This is a genomic window from uncultured Corynebacterium sp. (assembly GCF_902782855.1).
Lineage (GTDB): Bacteria > Actinomycetota > Actinomycetes > Mycobacteriales > Mycobacteriaceae > Corynebacterium.
The window spans coordinates 1-19,916 of sequence record NZ_CACZOO010000117.1; the positions used below are offsets into that span (position 1 = coordinate 1).

Annotated in this window: 20 protein-coding genes; 10 read left to right on the plus strand and 10 right to left on the minus strand. The window is 68.3% G+C overall.

What is annotated here, in order from left to right:
- Both QZV72_RS05490 and QZV72_RS05495 read left to right on the plus strand, forming a co-directional pair.
- The coding region (locus QZV72_RS05490) for a hypothetical protein (RefSeq protein ID WP_297006108.1) at nt 1–183 on the plus strand (183 nt) is incomplete at its 5' end.
- A 146-nt stretch (nt 184–329) separates the two neighbouring features.
- Nucleotides 330–956 (plus strand): hypothetical protein, encoded by a 627-nt coding sequence (locus QZV72_RS05495; RefSeq protein WP_297006110.1) that lies wholly within the window; start codon nt 330–332, stop codon nt 954–956.
- Between the two features lie 4 nt (nt 957–960).
- On the opposite strand, the gene QZV72_RS05500 is transcribed toward QZV72_RS05495, so the two are convergent.
- The 7 genes from QZV72_RS05500 to QZV72_RS05530 are packed head-to-tail and all read right to left on the minus strand — an operon-like array spanning nt 961 to nt 7,624.
- A complete protein-coding gene (locus tag QZV72_RS05500; protein WP_297006112.1) occupies nt 961–2,406 on the minus strand; it encodes an APC family permease in 1,446 nt (481 codons plus the stop codon).
- Nucleotides 2,407–2,415: 9 nt separating this feature from the next.
- Nucleotides 2,416–3,654 (minus strand): FAD-dependent oxidoreductase, encoded by a 1,239-nt coding sequence (locus QZV72_RS05505; protein WP_297006114.1) that lies wholly within the window; start codon nt 3,652–3,654, stop codon nt 2,416–2,418.
- The gene (locus QZV72_RS05510; RefSeq protein ID WP_297006115.1) at nt 3,654–4,808 is read right to left on the minus strand and encodes a tyramine oxidase subunit B; all 1,155 of its coding nucleotides are present in this window, start codon (nt 4,806–4,808) and stop codon (nt 3,654–3,656) included. Before QZV72_RS05510 ends, QZV72_RS05505 begins: the two co-directional genes overlap by 1 nt.
- Nucleotides 4,809–4,859: 51 nt before the next feature.
- On the minus strand, nt 4,860–5,456 hold the full coding sequence (locus tag QZV72_RS05515; RefSeq protein ID WP_297006117.1) for a TetR/AcrR family transcriptional regulator: 597 nt from the start codon (nt 5,454–5,456) through the stop codon (nt 4,860–4,862).
- 21 nt (nt 5,457–5,477) lie between these two features.
- Nucleotides 5,478–6,392: a 3-hydroxyacyl-CoA dehydrogenase gene (locus QZV72_RS05520; RefSeq protein ID WP_297006119.1), complete on the minus strand. Its 915-nt coding sequence runs from the start codon at nt 6,390–6,392 to the stop codon at nt 5,478–5,480.
- A gap of 39 nt (nt 6,393–6,431) precedes the next feature.
- On the minus strand, nt 6,432–7,334 hold the full coding sequence (locus QZV72_RS05525) for an NADP-dependent oxidoreductase (RefSeq protein WP_297006121.1): 903 nt from the start codon (nt 7,332–7,334) through the stop codon (nt 6,432–6,434).
- A gap of 35 nt (nt 7,335–7,369) precedes the next feature.
- Entirely contained in the window at nt 7,370–7,624 is a 255-nt protein-coding gene (locus QZV72_RS05530; RefSeq protein ID WP_297006123.1) for a hypothetical protein, read from the minus strand.
- Nucleotides 7,625–7,785: 161 nt separating this feature from the next.
- Between QZV72_RS05530 and QZV72_RS05535 the strand changes: the two genes are divergently transcribed.
- From QZV72_RS05535 to QZV72_RS05555, 5 genes are all read left to right on the plus strand, one after another.
- Entirely contained in the window at nt 7,786–8,205 is a 420-nt protein-coding gene (locus QZV72_RS05535) for a hypothetical protein (RefSeq protein ID WP_297006125.1), read from the plus strand.
- 20 nt (nt 8,206–8,225) lie between these two features.
- The gene (locus QZV72_RS05540; RefSeq protein WP_297006127.1) at nt 8,226–9,167 is read left to right on the plus strand and encodes a D-isomer specific 2-hydroxyacid dehydrogenase family protein; all 942 of its coding nucleotides are present in this window, start codon (nt 8,226–8,228) and stop codon (nt 9,165–9,167) included.
- A gap of 29 nt (nt 9,168–9,196) precedes the next feature.
- Entirely contained in the window at nt 9,197–9,952 is a 756-nt protein-coding gene (locus QZV72_RS05545) for a hypothetical protein (protein ID WP_297006129.1), read from the plus strand.
- A 270-nt stretch (nt 9,953–10,222) separates the two neighbouring features.
- On the plus strand, nt 10,223–11,080 hold the full coding sequence (locus QZV72_RS05550; RefSeq protein ID WP_297006131.1) for a 3-hydroxybutyryl-CoA dehydrogenase: 858 nt from the start codon (nt 10,223–10,225) through the stop codon (nt 11,078–11,080).
- Between the two features lie 126 nt (nt 11,081–11,206).
- On the plus strand, nt 11,207–11,416 hold the full coding sequence (locus QZV72_RS05555) for a CsbD family protein (protein ID WP_297006132.1): 210 nt from the start codon (nt 11,207–11,209) through the stop codon (nt 11,414–11,416).
- On the opposite strand, the gene QZV72_RS05560 is transcribed toward QZV72_RS05555, so the two are convergent.
- Complete coding sequence (locus QZV72_RS05560; RefSeq protein ID WP_297006133.1) at nt 11,413–13,329, minus strand: ABC transporter ATP-binding protein; 1,917 nt, start codon at nt 13,327–13,329, stop codon at nt 11,413–11,415. The genes QZV72_RS05555 and QZV72_RS05560 overlap by 4 nt on opposite strands.
- Nucleotides 13,326–14,531: a MalY/PatB family protein gene (locus QZV72_RS05565; protein ID WP_297006135.1), complete on the minus strand. Its 1,206-nt coding sequence runs from the start codon at nt 14,529–14,531 to the stop codon at nt 13,326–13,328. Before QZV72_RS05565 ends, QZV72_RS05560 begins: the two co-directional genes overlap by 4 nt.
- A gap of 182 nt (nt 14,532–14,713) precedes the next feature.
- Between QZV72_RS05565 and QZV72_RS05570 the strand changes: the two genes are divergently transcribed.
- Nucleotides 14,714–16,162: an HNH endonuclease signature motif containing protein gene (locus QZV72_RS05570; RefSeq protein WP_297006136.1), complete on the plus strand. Its 1,449-nt coding sequence runs from the start codon at nt 14,714–14,716 to the stop codon at nt 16,160–16,162.
- Here the strand turns inward: QZV72_RS05570 and QZV72_RS05575 are convergent.
- On the minus strand, nt 16,159–17,529 hold the full coding sequence (locus QZV72_RS05575) for a carboxylesterase family protein (RefSeq protein WP_297006138.1): 1,371 nt from the start codon (nt 17,527–17,529) through the stop codon (nt 16,159–16,161). The genes QZV72_RS05570 and QZV72_RS05575 overlap by 4 nt on opposite strands.
- A gap of 36 nt (nt 17,530–17,565) precedes the next feature.
- Here QZV72_RS05575 and QZV72_RS05580 point away from each other — a divergent pair, with 36 nt between their 5' ends.
- Nucleotides 17,566–19,632, plus strand: a complete 2,067-nt coding sequence (locus QZV72_RS05580; RefSeq protein ID WP_297006140.1) for a M3 family metallopeptidase — start codon at nt 17,566–17,568, stop codon at nt 19,630–19,632.
- A gap of 24 nt (nt 19,633–19,656) precedes the next feature.
- Nucleotides 19,657–19,851 carry a hypothetical protein gene (locus QZV72_RS05585; RefSeq protein ID WP_297006142.1) on the plus strand — a complete coding sequence of 65 codons (195 nt, stop codon included), beginning with the start codon at nt 19,657–19,659 and terminating at the stop codon, nt 19,849–19,851.
- Nucleotides 19,852–19,916: the final 65 nt, after the last annotated feature.

Below are 19,916 nucleotides of genomic sequence, written 5' to 3' on the forward strand. Positions count from 1 at the left end.
ACACCGGCGCGTCCGGCGTCGGCGGCGGCAGTCCACGCCCGACCCCTCGAGAGCCCGGCCGACCCCGGGTACCGGTGGTGTGCTCGGTGCCCATCCGACGCCCATCCGACGCTGCCGGATGTCATCGTGGTCGACGGCACCACCCGCCACGACATCACGCTGTTCGACCCGGGGAGGTTCTGATTCTGTGCCGCGTCGTGTGGATCTCTCTTGCGGTACTGGTCGTGAACCGGCAGGCGCGTCCCGGAAATTCCCCCCGCCGCCACCGCCCACCCGACAACTGTGGCACGGTGGTGGGGTACCGCAACCGTCGTCCGAGGAGTCCCGTCGTGTCACACCGTGAACGCCGTACCGTCCGTCTGTCCGCCGTCGCCGCTGTCGGTGTGCTCGGTGGTGCTCTACTGCTCGGCGGGTGCGACAATGACGGAACCGGGGTGGAGGACGCGGGCAGCAACGACAACCATGTCGACACCGTGTTCAGCTCCTCGACAGACCAGTCGGCTCCACAGCCGACCGAGGGGCAGGATGTCGCCCCGCGGCCCACCCCGGCCCCGGAGATCCGCGAGACCCCTGAATCCACGCCGCCCGTCACCTCGGTCGCCGTCGGCGGCTACCGGGTGCCGATGGGGGAGCACACCCTGCTCTGCGACTTCGTCGACGACCCGGCGTCGGAGGGATACGCCTGGGCCTGCGAGGTGCCCGCCCACCTCGGCTGGGACGCGACCGACGGTGGCGAGGCCAATGCGGTGGCCTACCGGCCGGGTGCCGATCCCGAGGTCTACGCTCTGCTCGGTAACTCCGGTATCAGTCCCTCGGACGCCCTGCCGGCCGGAACGGTGACCACCGTCGGCGAACGCTACACCGTGGACACCACCACCGGGGACGCCGTCACCGTCACCGACACCACCACCGGTGTCTCAGTGCAACTCACCGGGCAGGGCTACACCCGGCTGTAGAGGGTCACATCCGCTTCGCCATGTTCCGGGTGATGACCTTGTCGTCGAATTCCGGGACGAAGGTGGCGAAGACCGTGCCGAGGACGAACACGACCGGTGCCGAGACAGCCATCACCCAGGCGACGGGCGCGCTGCCGAAGAGCACGGTGAAGTTCGTCATGATGAAGAACAGGGCCGTGCCCAGCCCGAGGAAGGACAGCACCGGGGCGATGAGCCGCTTCCACGGGGAGACCTGCAGTTCGGGGCGGGCCCGGAACCACGCGACCACCGCCACCGAGACGAGCAGCATGAGAATGACGATGGTGAACGTCGCGAGCCCGGAGAACCAGGTGAAGATCTCGGTCACCGGGTCCATACCGACCAGCGCGCAGACCACGGTGAGCAGCACGACCGTCGCGGTCTGGACGATGGAGGACATGTGCGGCGACCGGTGGGTCAGGTGCACCGCGCGCAGTGCCCGCGGCAGGCCACGCTTGTACGAGATGGCGTGCTGGTAGCGGGTGAGCACGTTGTGGAAGGACAGGACGCAGGCGAACAGGCTGGTCAACAACAGAATGTCGACGACCGGACCGGCCCAGGACCCGAGATAGTTCTCCGCGGTGTGGGCGATCATGTTGTCAGGATCGTCCGTCGCCTCGGCCAGCACCCTGTCTGTGCCCCACGCCTGGACCACGGCCCAGCCGGAGACGGTGTAGAAGACGCCGATGACCGCGACGGAGATGTAGGTCGCCCGCGGGATCGTCCGGTCCGGGTCCTTCGCCTCAGACCGGAAGACGGTGGTGGCCTCGAAGCCGATGAATCCGGCCATCGCCATCATCAGGCCGATGCCCATCGAACCGGAGAAGATGTTCTCCGGCAGGAAGGGGTCGGCGTTGAGCCCCTCTGCACCACCCCTGCCGGTGACGACGAGGTCGATGAGCACGACGATGGCGATCTCGGCGATGAGCAGGACGCCCAGTGCCTTCGAGCTCAGTTCGATGTTACGGTAGCCGAGGTAGCCCACCACACCGGCGACGGCCAGCGAGTACACCCACCAGGGGACGCCGACGACGGGGTCGAGGAGTGAGGAGAGCTGGGCGCCGAGGAAACCGTAGACGGCGAACTGGATGGCGGTGTAGGTGAGCAGGGCAAGGTAGGCGGTGCCCATGCCGAGGCGGCGTCCGAACGCGGTCTCGACGTAGGAGTAGAAGGCACCGGGTTCGTCGATGAACCTCGACATCGTGGTCAGACCGACGGAGAAGAGGATGAGGATCACGGCGCCGAGGGCGTACATCGCCGGGTAGCCGGGTCCGTTGCCGATGGACATGCCGATGGGGAGCGCGCCGCCGATGACGGTGAGCGGCGCGGCGGCGGCGATGACCATGAAGACGATGGAGGCGGTGGTGAGGGACCCCGACCTCAGGCCTCGGGAGGACACCGCTGGTGCGGTGGTGGTCGCTGGTGCTGGCACGGGAAGCTCCTAGAGATGGATGGTGGCGGGGATGATGGTGGGGGATGGTTCACGGGCGGCGGTGGGGTAGTCGAAGGCGGGCGGGCGTAGCGGGGAGTCACCGGTCACCGCCAGCTCGGCGGCGATCCGGCCGTAGACCGGGGCGAACTTCATGCCGTTGCCGCTCATCCCGGTGGCGACGGTGACGGCGCCGCCGGTCCCCGGGACATGTCCGAGGACGGGGGCGTGGTCGGTGGTGAACCCGTCGTGGTGCAGGGAGATCCGTACCGGTGCGTCGAGCACGCCGTCGAAGAGGGCGGCGGTCCGTTCCGAGAAGACCTGCAGCACGTCCTCCGGGATCTCGCCGGTGCGCAGCACCTCCAGTCGGTCGGGGGTGTCTGCCTCGCCGACGAAGTCCCCGTGGGAGATCTTCACGGAGTAGCCGTCGAGGGTCGGGGCGCCGTAGCAGTGCCAGACGCTCCCGTCCGTCCGGACGATGTCCCGCATGAAGATCGGGAGATTCCCGGGCAGGAAACCGGTGATGTCCAGGGGCAGGTACCAGGTCAGGGGGATGGTCTGGACGCTGATGTGGTCGGCGAGGTCAGGGTAGAGGTCCGCGGCCCATGACCCGTTGGCGACGATGACCCGGTCCGCGGTGACCTCACCCCTGTCGGTGCGGATGAGGGTGCTGTCCGCGCCCGGTTCCACCGCGAGTACGCGGGTGTTGTCCCACAGCTCCGCCCCGGCCTCCAGTGCGAACTGTTGGGCGTAGGCGACGGCGAGTTCGGGCCGGACACCACCACCGGCCGGGTCGACGATCGCGGCGTCCGGCGCCGACCCGGGGGAGGACGCCGCGAACACGGGATAGCGGTCGGCCAGCCCGGCGGCGTCGAGGACCTCGTGCTCCAGACCGAACTCCTCGATGACCGCCATGGTCTGCACCATGGTGGGGAAGTCGGCCGGCCCGACCGAGACCGCGCCGACGGGCAGGAAGATGTCGCGGCCGGACCGTTCGTTCATAGCCAGCCACATTTCGCGGGCGCGCTGCACCAGGGGGATGTAGATGCCACCCTCCTTGAGCGCGACGCGGAACAGTCGCGACTCTCCCGCGTAGGAACCTTTCGTGTGGACCCGGTCGAAACGCTCGATCCCGAGGACGCGGGCCCCCGGCGCGAGTTCGGTGAGCTGCCACAAGGCCATCGAACCGATGGTCCCGCAGCCGATGACGACGTGGTCGTAGTGGTCGTGGTGGTCGTGGTGTGTGTTCATCAGGCCATCTCCGGGGTGTCCCACACCGGGAGCACGGTGCCGATGTTCTCTTCGCAGGCCCTGCGGTACACGGTCGTCGCCCAGGCGACGTCCTCCACCGGCATACCGCCGACGGAGAAGATGACGATGTCCTCAGCGGCGCCGGCGCTGCGCCGCCCCACGGCGTCCCCGTTGATGATGTCGGCGAGGTCGACGACGGTGCCTTCGGGGAGCGCCCCGTTCTTCTCCAGGGTGAGGAACTTGTTTCCGATGATGCCGACCGTCTCGAAAGCGTCGTCGCCGAACTCCTCGTGCCACGCCTCGTAGAGGCTGCGGTTGTCGAGGACGAGACGCCCCGCCCCGCCGGTCAACCAGTCATCGGGGATGTTGATGCAGGCAGGTGCGGCGAGAAACGCGCCGGGGGACAACCACGCGGGGTCGATCACGGGATAGTTCGCCGCACCGGTCGGTGCGGTGGTTGCGTAGGCGATGACCTCGGCGCCGCGGACGGCCTCCTCGGCGGTGTCGACGACCTCGACCGTCGTGAACTGGGGCAGTGTGCTGCGCACCCAGGAGACGAAGCCGTCGATACCGGCCTGGCTGCGGCCCTTGATCCGCACGGTGTCCAGGGTGGGGACGCCTGCGGCGAAGGCCTCCAGGGCGGTTTTCCCCATGACGCCCGGTCCGATGACGGCGGCGACGGTCGCGCCGGGCTTCGCCAGGTGCCGGGCACCGACGCCGGAGACGGCGCCGGTGCGGTAGGAGGAGAGGAGGTTGGCGTTCATGATGGCCAGCGGGGCGCCGGTGTCGGCGTCGTTGAGGACGAAGGTGTGGATGGAGCGGGGCAGTCCGGAGCGACGGTTGTCGATGTTGGAGCCGTACCATTTCACTCCTGCGGTGTGGAACTCTCCGCCGAGGTAGGCGGGCATCGCCATGAAGCGACGGTCCGGCCCGTTGACAGGCATGCGCGGGTGGGGTGACTCGTCGGGGAAGAGGATCTCGGAGCCGTGGGAGTTGTGGTTGGTCCCGCCCATGCGGTAGTCGTCGACGCCGAGGAGGGTGAACATCGTCTCCATGGTGTCGACGCAGGCCGGCATGTCCGTGACCCCGGCGGCGATCATGTCGGGTTCGGAGAGGTAACGGGTCGTCAGTGCGGTGTTGAGCGTTGCTGTCATGGGGGACAGTCAACTGCTGCCGTGTTTCCGGCCAGTTGCCGCGCGGTGACGTTATTGTACGGGCGGAGAAAAACGGTGGAGGAATCTGTCGAGCAGGACGACGAGTCGTCGCGTGTCCCCCTCCGGTGTGCCGAAGGCCGCGGTGATCTGGGCCCCCATCAGCAGGTTCTGGAGTTCGTCGGTCGCTGCCACTGTGTCGGTGTCGGCGGCGATCTCGCCGTCCGCCACGGCCTCGGAGAGCCGTGCGGTGAAGAAGTCGCGCCAGGAGCTGAAGCTCCGGGCGAACAGGTCGGCCTCGTCAGCGTGGGTCAGCGCGCGTTGCCAGAAGGCCAGCGCCACCCGCGCCTCTGCGCGACGGACGTCGTCGAGCGGCAGGATCTCCAGGGCCAGCGTCCGCAGCCCGGTGAGCCCCCGCTCGGTGGTGGACAGGGCGGCGCGGATGTCGGTGGCCTCGACGACGTACCGGTAGGCCTCGGTGATGACGGAGTCCTTGCCGGGGAAGTAGTAGCGCAGCAACCCGTTGGAGTAGCCGGTGACGTCGGCGATACGCCGGGTGGTCACCGCGTCGATCCCCTCGTCGGCGATGAGCCGCCACACCGAGCCGATGATCTCGTGGCGTCTCAGGTCATGGTCGACACTTTTGGGCATGACCCCGGATCCTACCGCCGGTCAGTCCTCGTAGATGATCCAGTCCGGGTTCGGGCGGATGATCTTCCCGTCCGCGTCGTACTCGTAGAAGCCGCAGCGGTCACCGAGTCCGGTCCTGCCCTGCCTGATGCCGCGCTCCTCGAGGAGGTCGGTGAACTTCTTCTGGGACGGGGTGGCGTCGGTCCGGTTGCGGCCGATGTTCACGGCGACGTTGAATCCGACGATGTCGTAGGTCTCGAACGGGCCCTTCGGGGCGCCGGTGGAGACCTTCCAGTCGGCGTCGATGACGTGCGGGTTGGCGACCTCGTTGGCGTAGAGGTCACCGGCGGCGTCGAGCCACGGGATGAGCAGGCTGTTGAGGAGGTAGCCGGGGGTCTCCTTGTGGACCGGGAAAGGCCGGAGGTTGATCTCGCGGGCGAACTCGACGGTGCGGGAGAAGACCGCGGGGTCGGTCTTCGCGGTGGCCATGACCTCGCCGGTGTTGGCGCGCCACACCATGTTGGCGAAGTGCAGGGCGAGGAAGCGGTCGGGGTGCCCGGTGGCGTCCGCGAAATCGGAGGGACGCAGCGATGAGGAGTTGGTCAGCAGGATGGCCGAGTCCTTGACCGACCCGCCGACGGTGCCCCAGACCTTCCTCTTGAGGTCCAGGTTCTCGGGGACCGCCTCGATGACGACGTCGGCCGTGCTGACGGCGTCGGCGACGTCGGTGGAGGTGGTGATGCGGGCGACGGCGGCGTCGAACTTCTCGGTGGTGTAGTCCCCGAGGTCCTCGGCGTAGTGGCCGCGCATCCACTCCCACCGGTCGGGGAGCTTGTCGAGAAGCTCCTGTCCGATGTCGTACGCGACGACGTTCTTGCCCGCGTACGCGGCCTGCATGACGATCTGGGAGCCGAGGACGCCGGTCCCCAGCACAGTGACGTTCCGGATTTCGCTCATACCCCGATGGTACGCCGAATCATGATTCAGATGTGGTTCTCAGAACGTGACCACGGTCTTCCCGGTGGCGTGCCCGGTCTCTACCGCGGCCACCGCCTCCATCGCCCGGGAGAAGGGAAAGGACGCCGGGATGTGCGGCGTCAATGTCCCGTCGGCGACCAGTTCCGCGAGGCCGGTGAACACCGCCCGGCTGCGCCGTCGGGTCACGCCACCCCCGACGGTGGGATCCGCGACACTGCGTACGGGGCCGTCTGTCATGCCGAGGGCGTCGAGCAGGACATCGCCGCCGACGAGGTCGATCACCGCGTCCACCGGTCCGGAGTCTCGCACCGCAGTGGTCCAACCGTCGCCGGAGGCGACAGGGGTGGCCCCCAGGGACTCGAGGAACGCGTGTTTGTCCGCACCGGCCACGCCGGTCACCCGCATCCCCAGGGCACGGGCAAGTTGCACCGCACAGTGCCCGACACCGCCCCCGGCACCGAGGACGAGGACGGTGCCGCCGGCCTCCAGGCCGTCGTGGCACAGTTCGTCGAGGATGTCCCGGGCGGTGCCCGCGGCGACGGGGATGCAGGCGGCCTGTGCGGGGGCCACCCCGTCGGGCACCGGTGTGGCGGACACGGCGTCGAGGTACACCTTCCCGGCGAAGGCCCCCGTGCCGCTGAGTGTGTTGCCGAAGACCACCGTGCCAGGGGTCACCCCGGTGACCGGGTCGGCCGCGAGCACGGTGCCGCAGGCCTCGCGTCCCATCGCCATGGGGAACCGGACCGGGAAACTGCCCCGTCGCGCGCCCGACCTGACCTTGATGTCCGCCGGGTTGACGGCGGCGACGGCGGTGTCGATGAGGATGCCGCCGACCGGGACGGTGGTGGGGTCCGGGGTCGGTACATCGAGGAATCCGGCGACGTCAGGGCCGCCGTAGGAACTGAAGCCGAAGATGCGCATGGCGACCAGACTAGCTGGCGCCCTGTGCCCCCCGGTCAGTGCGCGGTGGGCTCGGCGGAGTCGACGTACCCGGCGTCCAGCCCGGTCTCGATTCCGGTCTGGGTCCCGCTCTCGGTCGATTCGGCGGCGGAGGTCTCCGGGAGCCCGGCGCCCTCGTACCCGCGCTCCGGGGTGACGGTGGTGATCTGGGGGGCGTCACTGTTCTTCTGGTTGGGCGGGGAGCATGCCGTGATACCCAGTGCCAGTAGAGCGGCGGCGGAAAGGGCAGCGGTACGGCTGATGCGGATCATCTGAACGTCTCCTGGTTCGTTGGTGCAGTCGTGGAACGTCTCGTCACTTCGGGTCCATCCTAGATGGTCGGGGTGCAGGATCAGAACGCGCATACCCGTTCGGGTGTGCGGTGCGGGGCGCGATCGACCGCCGGGGCCGGTGGGCGGGTTACACTCGAACGATGGATTTCCGTGACACTTCCCCGGACCGAGACCGGCCCCGGCCGCCGGACTACCACCGGATGCCTGAGGAACCGACGCGGCAGTTCGGCGACGACAACGACGGGTTCCTGGAGGAGTCCGGGTACCGGCCACGGCGGCGTCGGAGCGCCGGAGCGGTGTGGACCTCCGTGATCCTGCTGCTCGCGGCGGGTGTCGCTCTACTGTTCTTCATTCTCTGGCTCTCCGACCGGGGGGACACCACGACCACCGAGACGACCGTGACCCGGACGGTGGAGCGCACCGTCACACAGAGTCCGGAGCCGGACGTCAGGCTTCCGTCCGAACTCCCGTCCCCGGATGTCGTCGAGGACTGGGGCAATCAGCTCGGCGACAACCTCGACAGGTTCCTCGACGATCTCGGGAACCGCCTCAACAACTGATCCGGGGTACAAAGGGGGTCATGACGGACAACGCACTGAAGATCCACATCGCCGCCATCCCCCTGCCGGAGACCGCCGCAGCGCTGGAGGCGGAGGGGGCTGTCATCGTCGACGACATCGCGGACGCGGACGGCTTCGTCTGTGTTGCCGTGCGCCCGGACAGGTTCCCCGACCTGCCGGAGCGGGTGCGGTGGGTCCAGCTGTGTCAGGCCGGGATCGAGGGTTTCCTCGAGGCAGGCCTCGTCACCGCCGGGCCGTCCGGCGACCGTCGCTGGTCCAATGCCTCGGGCATCTACGGACGTCAGGTCGCGGAAGCTGCGGTGGGTCTGCTCCTCTCGGTGACGCACATGCACGTGCGCATCGCCCGGCGGCGGTCGTGGAAGGTGTGGCGCGAGGTGGACGCCGGAACGCGCTGGTTGGCGGGTTCCACGGTGCTCATCGTCGGCGCCGGTGGTATCGGACGCCACCTCATCGACATGCTCACCCCGTTCGGCGCGCGGTTCATCGCCGTCAACCATTCCGGACGCCCGGTCGACGGGGCACGGCGGACCGTTCCCTTCGACCGGCTGCACGAGGTTCTTCCGGAGGCCGACCACATCGTGCTCTCGGCCCCGCTCACCGACGACACCCGGGGGCTCATCGACGCCGGGGCCCTGGCGTCCTGCCGTCGCGGGGTGACCCTCGTCAACGTCGCCCGCGGCCCGGTGGTCGTCACCGACGATCTGGTGGACGCCCTGCGGTCCGGTCAGGTGTCGGGGGCGGGACTGGATGTCACCGACCCGGAGCCGCTGCCGGACGGCCACCCTCTGTGGGAGATGGACAATGTCACCGTGACCACGCACTCGGCGAACACCGTCTCCTCGATGGACCGGCAGCTGGCCGGACCTGTCGCGGCGAACTACCGGGCTCTCCTGGCGGGGGAGCGGATGCCCACCGAGCTGGACCCTGATGCGGCCTACTGAGGGGCCCTGATGGTCTAGACTGCGGTGTCATGAGCTTCCTCCGTAAAACCACTGTCCTCGGTGTGTCGGCCCTCACCGCCACCGCCACCGCCATCGCGGCGCCGGCGGTCGCCGGGGCCACCACCACCCATGGCGGCGCCCCCATCGTGATCACCGCGGACAACGGTGCCCAGGGACTGTGCACCCTGAACTCCGTCGCTGTGAGCGGCGGCACCTATTACGGCATCACCGCCGGTCACTGCCTGGACCCGGAGGAGTTCGGCGGTCAGCCCGTCGAGATCTCCACCGACCGTGGGGAGTTGCTCGCGGACGCCGACGATATCGCCGCCGGAGGTCACATTCTCGACGGCGGTGCCAACGTCGCCGATCCGAATGCCGGGCTCGACGACTTCGGTTGGTTCCGCCTCGATGAGTCGGTCACCCCGGACGTCAACGGTATCTCCAGCCGCGCGAACACCGGCATCCCGCTGCTTGATCCGCTGCTCACCGGCCAGCGGCTGGAGACCGGTGACCCGGTCCCGGTGACCCCCAACCTTGTCGGTGGTCTGGTCTGCAAGGACGGTGCCAGGACGGGTCGTACCTGTGGGCCGGTGCTGTCGGTCAACGCAGAGAGCCAGGAGGTCTTCGCCGCGATCCCGGCCATTGCCGGTGACTCGGGGAGCCCGCTGTACATCCTCGGCACCGACGGCAGGATCCACATCGTCGGCACCCTGTCGAACGGTTCCCCGGTGCTGTTCAACGTCTTCGACGGGATGCAGGACCACCTCCACCGTGTCGGTGCCTGACCCCGGATCCCGAAGGTCTTAGAGAGACCGCAGTGAGCTGCCAGTGACCTGACAGGGACGGGTCGTAGATTCAGTGGTGTCCCCGAGAGAGACGGGATGTCACGGAATCGGAAGGAACCCTCTATACGGCAGCTGCGCATTCTCCTCTTGAAACGTCAGCAGATCACCCCCGGCCATGTCAGGTGCCGGGGGTGACCTGTGTGCGGCCGTACTCCGGGTCGGGTATCGTGATCCCGGTTACAGCCTGTCGATACGATCAAGGAGAAGAGCATGGTTCAGCGTGTAGGTGTCATCGGAGCCGGCCAGATGGGTGGCGGCATCGCCGAGGTCGCCGCCAAGTCCGGCAGCGACGTCCTGGTGTGGGAGGCGAAGCAGGAGTTCCTGGACTCCGGCAGGGGCAGGATCGAGAAGTCACTGGACAAGGCGGTCTCCCGCGGCAAGCTCACCGAGGAGGGGCGCGACGCTGCTCTGGCACGCCTCACCTTCACCACCTCCCTGGAGGACTTCGCCGACCGTGAACTGGTCATGGAGGCGATCATCGAGAACGAGGACGTGAAGAAGGACGTCTTCGCCAAGCTCGACGCCATCGTCACCGACAAGACCGCCCCGCTGTGCTCCAACACCTCGTCGCTGCCGATCCAGACCATTGCATCGGCGACGGAGAATCCGGGCCGTGTCATCGGCCTGCACTTCTTCAACCCGGTTCCGGTGCTGAAGCTTGTGGAGGTCATCCCGGCCCTCACCACCACGGACGCCACCGTGGAGACCGCCCGCACCTACGCCACCGAGGTGCTCGGCAAGACCGCGATCCTCGCCAAGGACCGTTCCGGCTTCATCGTGAACTTCCTCCTGGTGCCCTACCTGCTCTCCGCGATCCGCATGGTGGAACAGGGTGTGGCCACCAAGGAGGACATCGACACCGGCATGAAGCTCGGCGCGTCACACCCGATGGGCCCGCTGACCCTGGCCGACATGGTCGGTCTGGACACCTGCGCCTTCATCGCCGACGTCATGCACGAGGAGTACGGTGACCCGTCCTACGCCTGCCCGCCGCTGCTGCGCCGCATGGTCCAGGCCGGCCAGCTCGGCCGCAAGTCCGGCAAGGGATTCTACGATTACAGCGCCTGATCCCCGGGCACGTCGGAAGTAGAGCCCGTTCACTTTTCCGCAGCGGACCGGAACGGGTGCGCACTGCGGATTTCTCCGGTACAAGTGGAGGGGCACGCATTCCCCGAACCCAAGGAGCTGGTCAGCATGTCCGGTATCGACGATCTGAAGAACAAGGCCGAGGGACTGGCAGGTAAGGCCAAGGAGGCACTCGGCAACGCCTCCGGCAACGAGTCCCTGGAGAACGAGGGCAAGGCCGACCAGGTCAAGTCCGACGCCAAGGGCAAGGCGGAGGAGCTCAAGGACAAGGCCACCGACGCCGCCAACAAGATCATCGGCGGCGCCAAGGACGACTAGTCCGTCCGCTCCGTCCCCGGACCCCCGTCGACATCCTCGTCGTCGGGGGTTCCGTCACGGAAGCCGAAGCTGCGGAGCCGTCGGCGGTCCGCAGCCGAGGAGCTTGCGGTCAGTCGTAGCAGGTCGGCGTAGATGCCGCCGGAGGTCGCGAGTTCGGCGGGGGAACCGGTCTCGCCGACGTGGCCGCCGTCGAGGGTGACGATCGTGTCCACCGTGGCGATCGTCGACAGCCGGTGGGCGATGACCAGTGTCGTACGGCCGGCCATCAGTTCCTCCAGTCCTGCCTGGACGGCCTGTTCGGCACGGGTGTCGAGGGCGGAGGTCGCCTCGTCGAGGACGAGGATGGGAGCGTCCTTCAGCATCGCTCGGGCAACGGCGATGCGTTGTTTCTGACCGCCGGACAATCGCAGACCCCGTTCACCGATGACGGTGTCGTAGCCGTCGGTGAACCCCCGGATGAAGCCGTCGGCGTTGGCCCGCCGGGAGACTTCGAGGATGTCGGCGTCGGTGGCGTCGGGACGTCCGTAGGCGATGTTCTCCCGGATCGTCCCGGAGAACAGTGACGGCTCCTGGAACACCACCCCGACCATGCTGCGTAGTTGTGCGGCGGTGAGGTCCGCGGTGTCGTGACCGTTGATCCGAAGTGCGCCGGCGGTCGGCCGGTAAAGTCCGAGCAGCAGGTTCACCAGGGTCGATTTCCCACCGCCGGATTCGCCGACCAGCGCGACCTTCTCGCCGTGGTGCGCGGTGAAGGAGACCCCGTGGATCACCTCGTCCGCCGGGGAGTCCGACGCGTAGCCGAAGGAGACGCCGTCAAAGTCGATCACCGGGGCGTCCGGGGAGAGCGGGGGGAGTGGCTCGACCGGCGGCAGCGGATCGACCGGGTCGTCCCCACGGGGGGATGCGGCGTTGATCAGGGCGATGTCCGCCGTCGGTTCGGGGAGCTCGTCCATGGCGGCGAAGTAGTCCCGTGACCCGGCGGCGGCCTTCTGCGCCGAATCGACCATCCAGCTCATCATGGACGCCGGGCCACGGATCGTGGCGACCAGCTGGACGAGCAGGACCATGTCACCGAGACTGAAGTGGCCGTGCAGGGTGCGTACGAAGAGCACCAGGTAGATCGCGAGGAAAATGAGGTTCATCCCGCCGGTGCGGATGGTGTCCATCAGGTGCCACCAGCGTGACTGTGACTTCGTCAGACTGACGGTTTCGGCGAAGTGGTCCTGGAACCTCCGGAGTTCACGGCGCTCGGTGACGAAGGACTTCACGACCTTCACCTGGCCGATGACCTCGGCGAAACGGCCCTGGGCGGCGTCTATGTGGTGGTTCTTGTCCGCCTCCCAGATCATCCAACGCCGGCTCGTCAGCGCGGTGAGCCACAGGTAGAGCGGGAAGACGATGATGAGCAGCAGGGTGAGCGGCCAGTAGTACCAGGAGGTGACCGCCAGGACGAGCAGCACCGTGAGCAGCATGGAGAAGAAGTTGTTGGCGAAGCTCTGGATGAACTGCGACAGTCCGAGGATCGAACGGTCGAGCCGGGAGATGACGGTGCCGGTGACCTGACGGTCGAAGTAGGTCTGCGGCAGAGACAGGAGCTTGGCGAAGTACCGGTCGGACAGCAGCTGGCGCATCTTCAGCGCCATGACGTCGCCGAACCAGCCGCCGATGTTGTGGACGACGGTGAAGGCCAGCTCTGTGGCGAACAGTCCGAGGGCGATGAACACGACGACGGTGACGGCGTCGTCGACGTCGCGCAGACCGCCGACGGCGTCGACGATGACGTCTGTCGCCGCCTTGATGAGGAACGGGGAGGCCAGGGTCAGTAGGGCGGTCGCGGTGGACGCCGCGATGACCATGACGTAGTACGGCCAGAGCTGGCGGGTCGAGCGGAGGATTCGCGTCAGGCTGTTCACAGGTCTCCGGGGCAGGGTTCGCCGCCGTGGAGGTCGGCGGTGGCGATACGGTCGAGTGCGTTGTCGAGGATGTCCCGGGAGGTGCCGAAGTTCAACCGGGCGTGACCCGCTCCGACGGGGCCGAAGTCGGTGCCCTCGTTGAGGGCGACCTTCGCCAACGTCCGCAGTCGCTCGGCGGGGCGGGTGACGACGCCGTTCCCGTCACGCAGCCGGTCGACCTCCGAGAGGTCGAGCCACGCGAGGAAGGTCGCCTCCTGCCGCGGCAGCCGGATGCCGGGGAGGACCTCGGGCAGCCGCTGCGCCAGGTGGGCCCAGTTCGCCGCGAGATAGTCGACCTCCTCGACCAGCCAGTCGTAGCCCGCGGTGTAGGCGGAGGTGGCTGCCTTCAACCCGATGGTGGACGCTTCGCCGGTCAGCAGATTCGACAGGTGGCCGATGATCCTGGCGTCATCCGGGTTCGTCGCGATGATCTGTGCACACTTCAGGCCGGCGGTGTTCCAGCCCTTGGAGGTGGCCGTGACCGTGACGGTGTTCGCCGCGGCGGTGTCCGAGACGGTGGCGGTGGGGGTGTGAGCGCCGGAGTAGACGAGCGGAGCGTGGATCTCGTCGGAGATCACGCGGACGTGGTGGGTGGCGGCGAGTTCGACGACGGTGCGCAGTTCCTCGGCGGTGAATGCCCGTCCAAGCGGGTTGAAGGGGTTGCACAGGATCATCGAGCCGACGCCACGCGGGTTGGCGTCCGAGGTGAAGGCAGCCTCCAACGCAGTCAGGTCGAAACCGTCCCCCCGCATCGGCACGTACACCACAGGTCGTCGTGTGGCCTGCGGAACCTTCTGGAACGGCGGGTACGCGGGCATCGGTATGACGATGGTCGAGCCCTCCTCGGTGAGCGCCTCGACCGCGACCATGACCCCCTTGACGACATCCGGGCAGTAGGTGACGTTCGCGGGGTCGACCGACCATCCGTGACGTGCCAGGGAGAATGACGCGAGCGCTTCGGCGAGTTCGCGGGACGCCGCGCCCATCTCCGGGTAGCCGAAGTACTCACGGGCGACGGCGTCCTGCACCGCGGCGGCGACGGCCGGACAGGTCGCGAAATCTGTCTCGGCGACCCACAGGGGGAGGACGTCCGGGGCGTACTTCGTCCATTTCATGGTGTTGCGTGCGCGGAGGGTGTCCAGGGAGGGGAAGGTGAGAGCCATGGTGACCAGTCTAGGGGGAGGAGGGGCGGGGACGGGAACGGGTAGCGCCGACGGTACCAGAAAAGCTGTTCGTACGAACACTTGTACGGTTTGCGTCGGTGATGTAGGATTGACGGAAGACGCTCGACATTACACCACGTCACCCGATGTGACCACACTGATGATGCTCCACGGAAGGCGCCATGACCGCTGTCACCACCACGAAAAGGCAGGCCGTCCACCAGATGGCGTTCAATGCCCTGTTCGATAAGATAGTCTCCGATGTGTCTTCCGGCGACGGTGCCCTGCTGGCGCTGACCAGGGACTGTCTCGACGATCCGGGTGGTGAGCTCGCCACCGAACGCCCCGGTCCCGACCATCGTCGCGACAGTGCCGCTCCCGTCGGCTGGGCGATCCTGACGAACTGCGACCTGTTGTCCGCGGCGAAGACCGCGGCGAACCTGCTCGACCTCTCACTCGCCGCTGCCCTGACCCCCGCCGGCTCTGACGAGGTCCGGCGCACCACCGGAACCGTCGCCCGTCGGCTGGGCGTCACCAGGGGCCGGGCCATGACCTACTGCGAGGTGGGCACCATGCTCACCCGCATGCCCGAGACCTCCTCCGCCGTGTCCTGCGGAGCCTTCAGTCTCGACCTGCTGCGCATCATCGCCGACGTCACCTGCTGCGTCGACGATGTACACATCGGGACCGTCGATGCCGAGGTCGCGGTCCTGCTCACCCCCACCCGACCCTCACAGGTCGTGCCCGGTCCGGTCACCCTGCGCCGCGGTGTCACCGAGATCGTGGGCTCCCACCAGTCCACCGCCCTGCCCGTGGACCCCGAGGCACAGGACGTTCCGCCGGCGGCCCTGCAGGCCGATTTCTCGGTGGACGCCCGCAACGACGACTTCACGGTCCTCCACATCACCCTCCCCGCCGATGAGGCGATCGGGGTGGTCCGCATCATCGACGCCGTCGCCGACGCACACTCCTGCTCTCGGGCGGCCGGGTTCACCGAACTGTGCCATGGTGCGGTCGACGACGTGCGGGTCACCCTGAACTGCTACCGGAACATGGACACCGGCACCACCCACCTGGAGAACCGGTGGCTGCACGGCATCGCCACGGACCGCTGGATCCGTCGAGTGACCGATCTGACCGTGCCCTCACACTCCGCCCACGACTCCCGGTTCATCACCGACAACCAGCGCGCCCTGCTCGCCGGCGTCGACGGAACCTGCCGGGCGCCCGGCTGCGAGAACCCCGCTGCCACGGCGGACGCCGACCACATCCACCGTTACGACAGCGACCATCCGGACAACCAGGGCGCTCCCCGGACGGACACCGAGAAGATGCAGTCCCTGTGCCGCAGCTGCCACAACGAGAAGACCCGGGGACTGCTGGATTTCACCCGTCACCCCGACGGAGGCATCTCGGTGACCAGTATCGATGACGGGCACACCGTCACCACGGTCCCCACCGGTCCCATGGCGAAGGCTGTCACCACCTTCGACCGGTCACTGGCACGCAAGGTGGCCACCCGCACCGAGCACGAGGAAGTTCGGAAGGCGTGGCGAGCGATCACCGGCATCGCGCTGACCCTCGCCCTGACCTGCGGAGGGAGGCGAGGAGTCCGGGAGGTCCCGTTCTAGACCGGGATCATCGACCTGAGCGGTCCGTAGATGTTCCGGTCCCCGGTGTCCGGTTCCCCGAGCAGACTGAACACCCGCGCCGACCGGTCCCCACCGAACGGCTCCCAGCCCGGCCCCTCACCGTGGGCGAAGGCCAGCACCGAGGAGCGGTACCGGGCACCGAGGTCGGTGAGCCGTTCCCGCGCGTCCGGGCCACAGGTCTCGGCCACCAGGCGACGACCGACTTCCAGCGTCCCGAAGAGCAACGGCAGCTCCCCGCAGTGCTGTGCGTCGATCCGTTGGCCACGCCACGACCCACCCCGGAACTCGCACGCCCAGACCCGGTCTCCCGGCATGGCCTCCAGCAGCCCCGACGCCCATCGGCGGATCATCGTGTCGCCGACGGTGCGACCCATCGGGCGGTCATCGCCGACATACCGGCACCATCCGGCCAGCTTCCGCCGCGGCACCCCCAGCAACCGCATCCCCGGCACCATCACCCATGACGGCAGACCCGCCCGTGCCACGGCACGGTCGAGCTGGCATACCCCGGGAAAGCGGACGAACTCGTCCTCCATCGTAGACACCAGCAGCGGGACCTCCCGCAGCTCGCCGAGGTCCAGCGGCCCCGGCCCCAGGGCGCAGTCCGCGGAGTAGATCAGTGACATCCGTCGGTACGCCCGGGTGCGCCGCGCCGTGCTCAGCTGACCGACCTTCTCCCGTGTCAACCGCGACCCCAGGCACATCCGCGCCACCGCCCGGCGCACACTCCACCCGACCCGCGGCAGGATCCGGGGCAGTCCGGGGGAGAGGACCATCGCCCGGTGGAACAGGTCATCCGCGCGCCGGTCGGTGAGCAGCGCCATGACGAGCCCGCCACCGGCGGACTGTCCGGCGAGGGTGACGTTCGAGGGGTCACCACCGACCCGGGACACGGCGTCCCGTATCCACCGCAGTTGGTGGACGAGATCGTCGACACCGCGGAAGGAGCCCGGAGCATCCCCGTCGAGCGGCAGGAAACCCTCCAGGCACTTCCGGTAGTTCAGGGTCACGACCACGCAGCCGGAAGCGGCGAGGGCCGTGCCGTCGTACCAGCCGTCGTCGCCGTGGCCCTCCTCGTACCGTCCACCGTGGATCCAGGCGATGACGGGCAGCGCACGGGCGTCCCGGGGTGCGAAGACGGACACCGTCGTCGGCAGGCGCAGGTTCCGTCGCTCCCGGGTGTCCGCGCAGCACAGGATCCCCTCCCACGGCTCGGGTCCCTCCGGGGCGTCGAAGTGACCAGTGTGCGCCACCGGCACCGCGCGGAACACGGACACTCCGTCGCGTGAGGACCCGGACACGCGGCCGTACGGGGTGGTGAACTGAGGGGGGACGGGTTCTGCCATGGCGACCACTCTAAGTCCCCCGGTTACCCTGGGGGCATGAATCCCCTGTTGGAACCCTCCGTGCTCGACCATGAACTGCCTGACTTCGCCGCGATCGACATCGCCGACCTGGTCCCCACCTTCCGGACCGCCCTCGACGACCATGACGCCGAGATCGCCGCGATCACCGCGAATCCGGACGCCCCCACCTGGGAGAACACGATGGACGCCCTGGAGGCGTCCGGTCAGATGCTGCAGCGTGTGCTGGCGATCGTCGTCAACTACGCCGGCACGGACGCCACCGACGAGGTCGTCGCCGTCGAGGAGGCGGTCGCCCCGGAGCTGTCGGCGCACTGGGCCCGGATCCTGCTCGACCGGGACCTCTACGGCCGGGTGGAGGCCATGCCGCCGCAACCGCAGGGCAGTGAGAACGAGGCGTTGCTGGCGCACTGGCTGCGGAGTTTCCGCCGCGGCGGCGCGGACCTCGACGACGCCGGCCGGGAGGAGCTCTCCGGTATCGACACCCGGCTGGCGGAACTGTCGACCAGGTTCGGGCGCAACCTCATGGTGTCCACGGCCGGCCATGCCGTGCTGGTCACCGACGAGGCGCGCCTCGCGGGGCTCGGTGAGGACCGGAAAGAACAGCTCCGGGCGGACGCGGCCGCCGAGGGGAGGGAAGGCTGGTTGATCCGGCTGGGCCTGCCCAGTGTGCAGCCCATTCTCGAGGAGCTGGCTGACGCCGGACTGCGTCAGGAGATCGCGGCGGCGTCCCGGGCCCGGGGGACCGACGGTGACGGGGACAACAGGGGCATTGTGCTGGAGACCGTGCGACTGCGGGCGCGTCGGGCGGAACTGCTCGGGTTCGACAGTCACGCGGATTTCGTCGTCGCCGAGGAGACCGCCCGTACGGTCGCCGCCGTCGATGGCCTGCTGGGCACGGTCACGCCCGCCGCGGTGGACAACGCCCGCGGAGAGTACAAGCGGGCACTGGACCTGGCACACGTCAGTGGTGAGCAGGTCGGGGACCTCAGTGAGGCGGACTGGCCGTACTGGGCGGGGAGGTTGCGGGCCGAGGACCTGGCGGTGGACACTGCAGAACTGAAGAAGTACTTCCCGCTGTCCCGGGTGCTGCGCGACGGGGTCTTCTTCGCCGCCGAGCGGTTGTACGGGATCCGGGTGACGCCGCGTGAGGACCTCGTCGGCTACCATCCGGACGTGCGGGTCTGGGAGGTCCTCGACGCCGGGGACAACGGCGGGGGCAGCATCGGCCTGCTGCTCACCGACTACTACGCCCGGCCCACCAAGCGGGGCGGGGCGTGGATGAGCAGCTTCGTCGATCAGAACAACCTCCTCGGTCAGACCCCGGTGGTCGTCAACGTGCTCAACATCGCCAGGCCCGCTGACGGGGAGGAGGCGCTGCTCAGTCTCGACGAGGTCACCACCCTGTTCCACGAGTTCGGGCACGGACTGCACGGGCTGCTCTCTGATGTGCGCTACCCGAGTCTGTCGGGGACGAACGTGCCGCGGGACTTCGTGGAGTTCCCCAGCCAGATCAACGAGAACTGGGCGCTGGAACCGGAGGTGCTGGCGAACTACGCCCGTCACGTGGACACCGGCGCACCGCTCCCGCCGGAGACGGCTGCCGCGGTGACCGCCGAGGCGCAGTGGGGTCAGGGTTTCGCGACGACCGAGTACCTGGCCGCCTGTCACGTCGATCTGGCGTGGCACCGGCTCAGCGCCGGGGAGGCCGCGCAGGTCACTGATGTGGCGGAGTTCGAGCGGCAGGCGCTGGAGGACGCCGGGCTCGTGGTCCCCGGGTTGGCTCCGCGCTACTCCTCGACGTACTTCAACCACATCTTCGCCGGCGGCTACTCCGCCGACTACTGGAGCTACCTGTGGGCCGAGGTGCTCGACGCCGACGGTTTCCGGGGGTTCGTCGACACCGACGCCGCCGGGCAGGAGCACCCGGACCCCGATGACGTCCGGTTCGCCGGGGACCGGTTCCGCCGGATGATCCTCTCGCGCGGCGCGACCATCGACTACGACGACGCCTTCTGGATGTTCCGTGGGCAGCAGCGCAGCGTGGAGCCGCTGCTGCGGCGTCGGGGGCTGGCAGGGTCCTGAGCCTGTCCGGGTAGTATCGGCCGGGTGACGGACGGATTCGAGCAGTGGGTGGTCGGCCTGCCGGTGTGGTTCCAGACACCGCTAGTTCTGGCGGCGCTGGCGCTGGTCGCGGTGGCTGTCGCGGCGGCACTGCGTTGGGTGCTGTTCCGCGTACTGCCACGCGACGACGCTGAGCGTCAGGTGTTCGGGGAGCACAGGGGAGGAGGTGACGCGCAGTGAAGCAGCATTCACGGGTGCGGCAAGCTCTTGTACTCCTTATTGTTTTCCTTATAATAGTTTGGGTG

Bases quoted from the DNA above. Each gene is read 5' to 3' on its own strand.
- QZV72_RS05525 (WP_297006121.1), bottom strand. From the start codon at position 7,334: ATGCGCATCTTCGGCTTCAGTTCCTACGGCGGCCCTGACGTCGCCGGA.
- QZV72_RS05545 (WP_297006129.1), top strand. From the start codon at position 9,197: ATGAGCTTCCTCCGTAAAACCACTGTCCTCGGTGTGTCGGCCCTCACC.
- QZV72_RS05520 (WP_297006119.1), bottom strand. From the start codon at position 6,392: ATGAGCGAAATCCGGAACGTCACTGTGCTGGGGACCGGCGTCCTCGGC.
- QZV72_RS05565 (WP_297006135.1), bottom strand. From the start codon at position 14,531: ATGGCTCTCACCTTCCCCTCCCTGGACACCCTCCGCGCACGCAACACC.
- QZV72_RS05510 (WP_297006115.1), bottom strand. From the start codon at position 4,808: ATGACAGCAACGCTCAACACCGCACTGACGACCCGTTACCTCTCCGAA.
- QZV72_RS05580 (WP_297006140.1), top strand. From the start codon at position 17,566: ATGAATCCCCTGTTGGAACCCTCCGTGCTCGACCATGAACTGCCTGAC.
- QZV72_RS05505 (WP_297006114.1), bottom strand. From the start codon at position 3,654: ATGAACACACACCACGACCACCACGACCACTACGACCACGTCGTCATC.
- QZV72_RS05540 (WP_297006127.1), top strand. From the start codon at position 8,226: ATGACGGACAACGCACTGAAGATCCACATCGCCGCCATCCCCCTGCCG.
- QZV72_RS05575 (WP_297006138.1), bottom strand. From the start codon at position 17,529: ATGGCAGAACCCGTCCCCCCTCAGTTCACCACCCCGTACGGCCGCGTG.
- QZV72_RS05535 (WP_297006125.1), top strand. From the start codon at position 7,786: ATGGATTTCCGTGACACTTCCCCGGACCGAGACCGGCCCCGGCCGCCG.
- QZV72_RS05515 (WP_297006117.1), bottom strand. From the start codon at position 5,456: ATGCCCAAAAGTGTCGACCATGACCTGAGACGCCACGAGATCATCGGC.
- QZV72_RS05570 (WP_297006136.1), top strand. From the start codon at position 14,714: ATGACCGCTGTCACCACCACGAAAAGGCAGGCCGTCCACCAGATGGCG.
- QZV72_RS05550 (WP_297006131.1), top strand. From the start codon at position 10,223: ATGGTTCAGCGTGTAGGTGTCATCGGAGCCGGCCAGATGGGTGGCGGC.
- QZV72_RS05530 (WP_297006123.1), bottom strand. From the start codon at position 7,624: ATGATCCGCATCAGCCGTACCGCTGCCCTTTCCGCCGCCGCTCTACTG.
- QZV72_RS05555 (WP_297006132.1), top strand. From the start codon at position 11,207: ATGTCCGGTATCGACGATCTGAAGAACAAGGCCGAGGGACTGGCAGGT.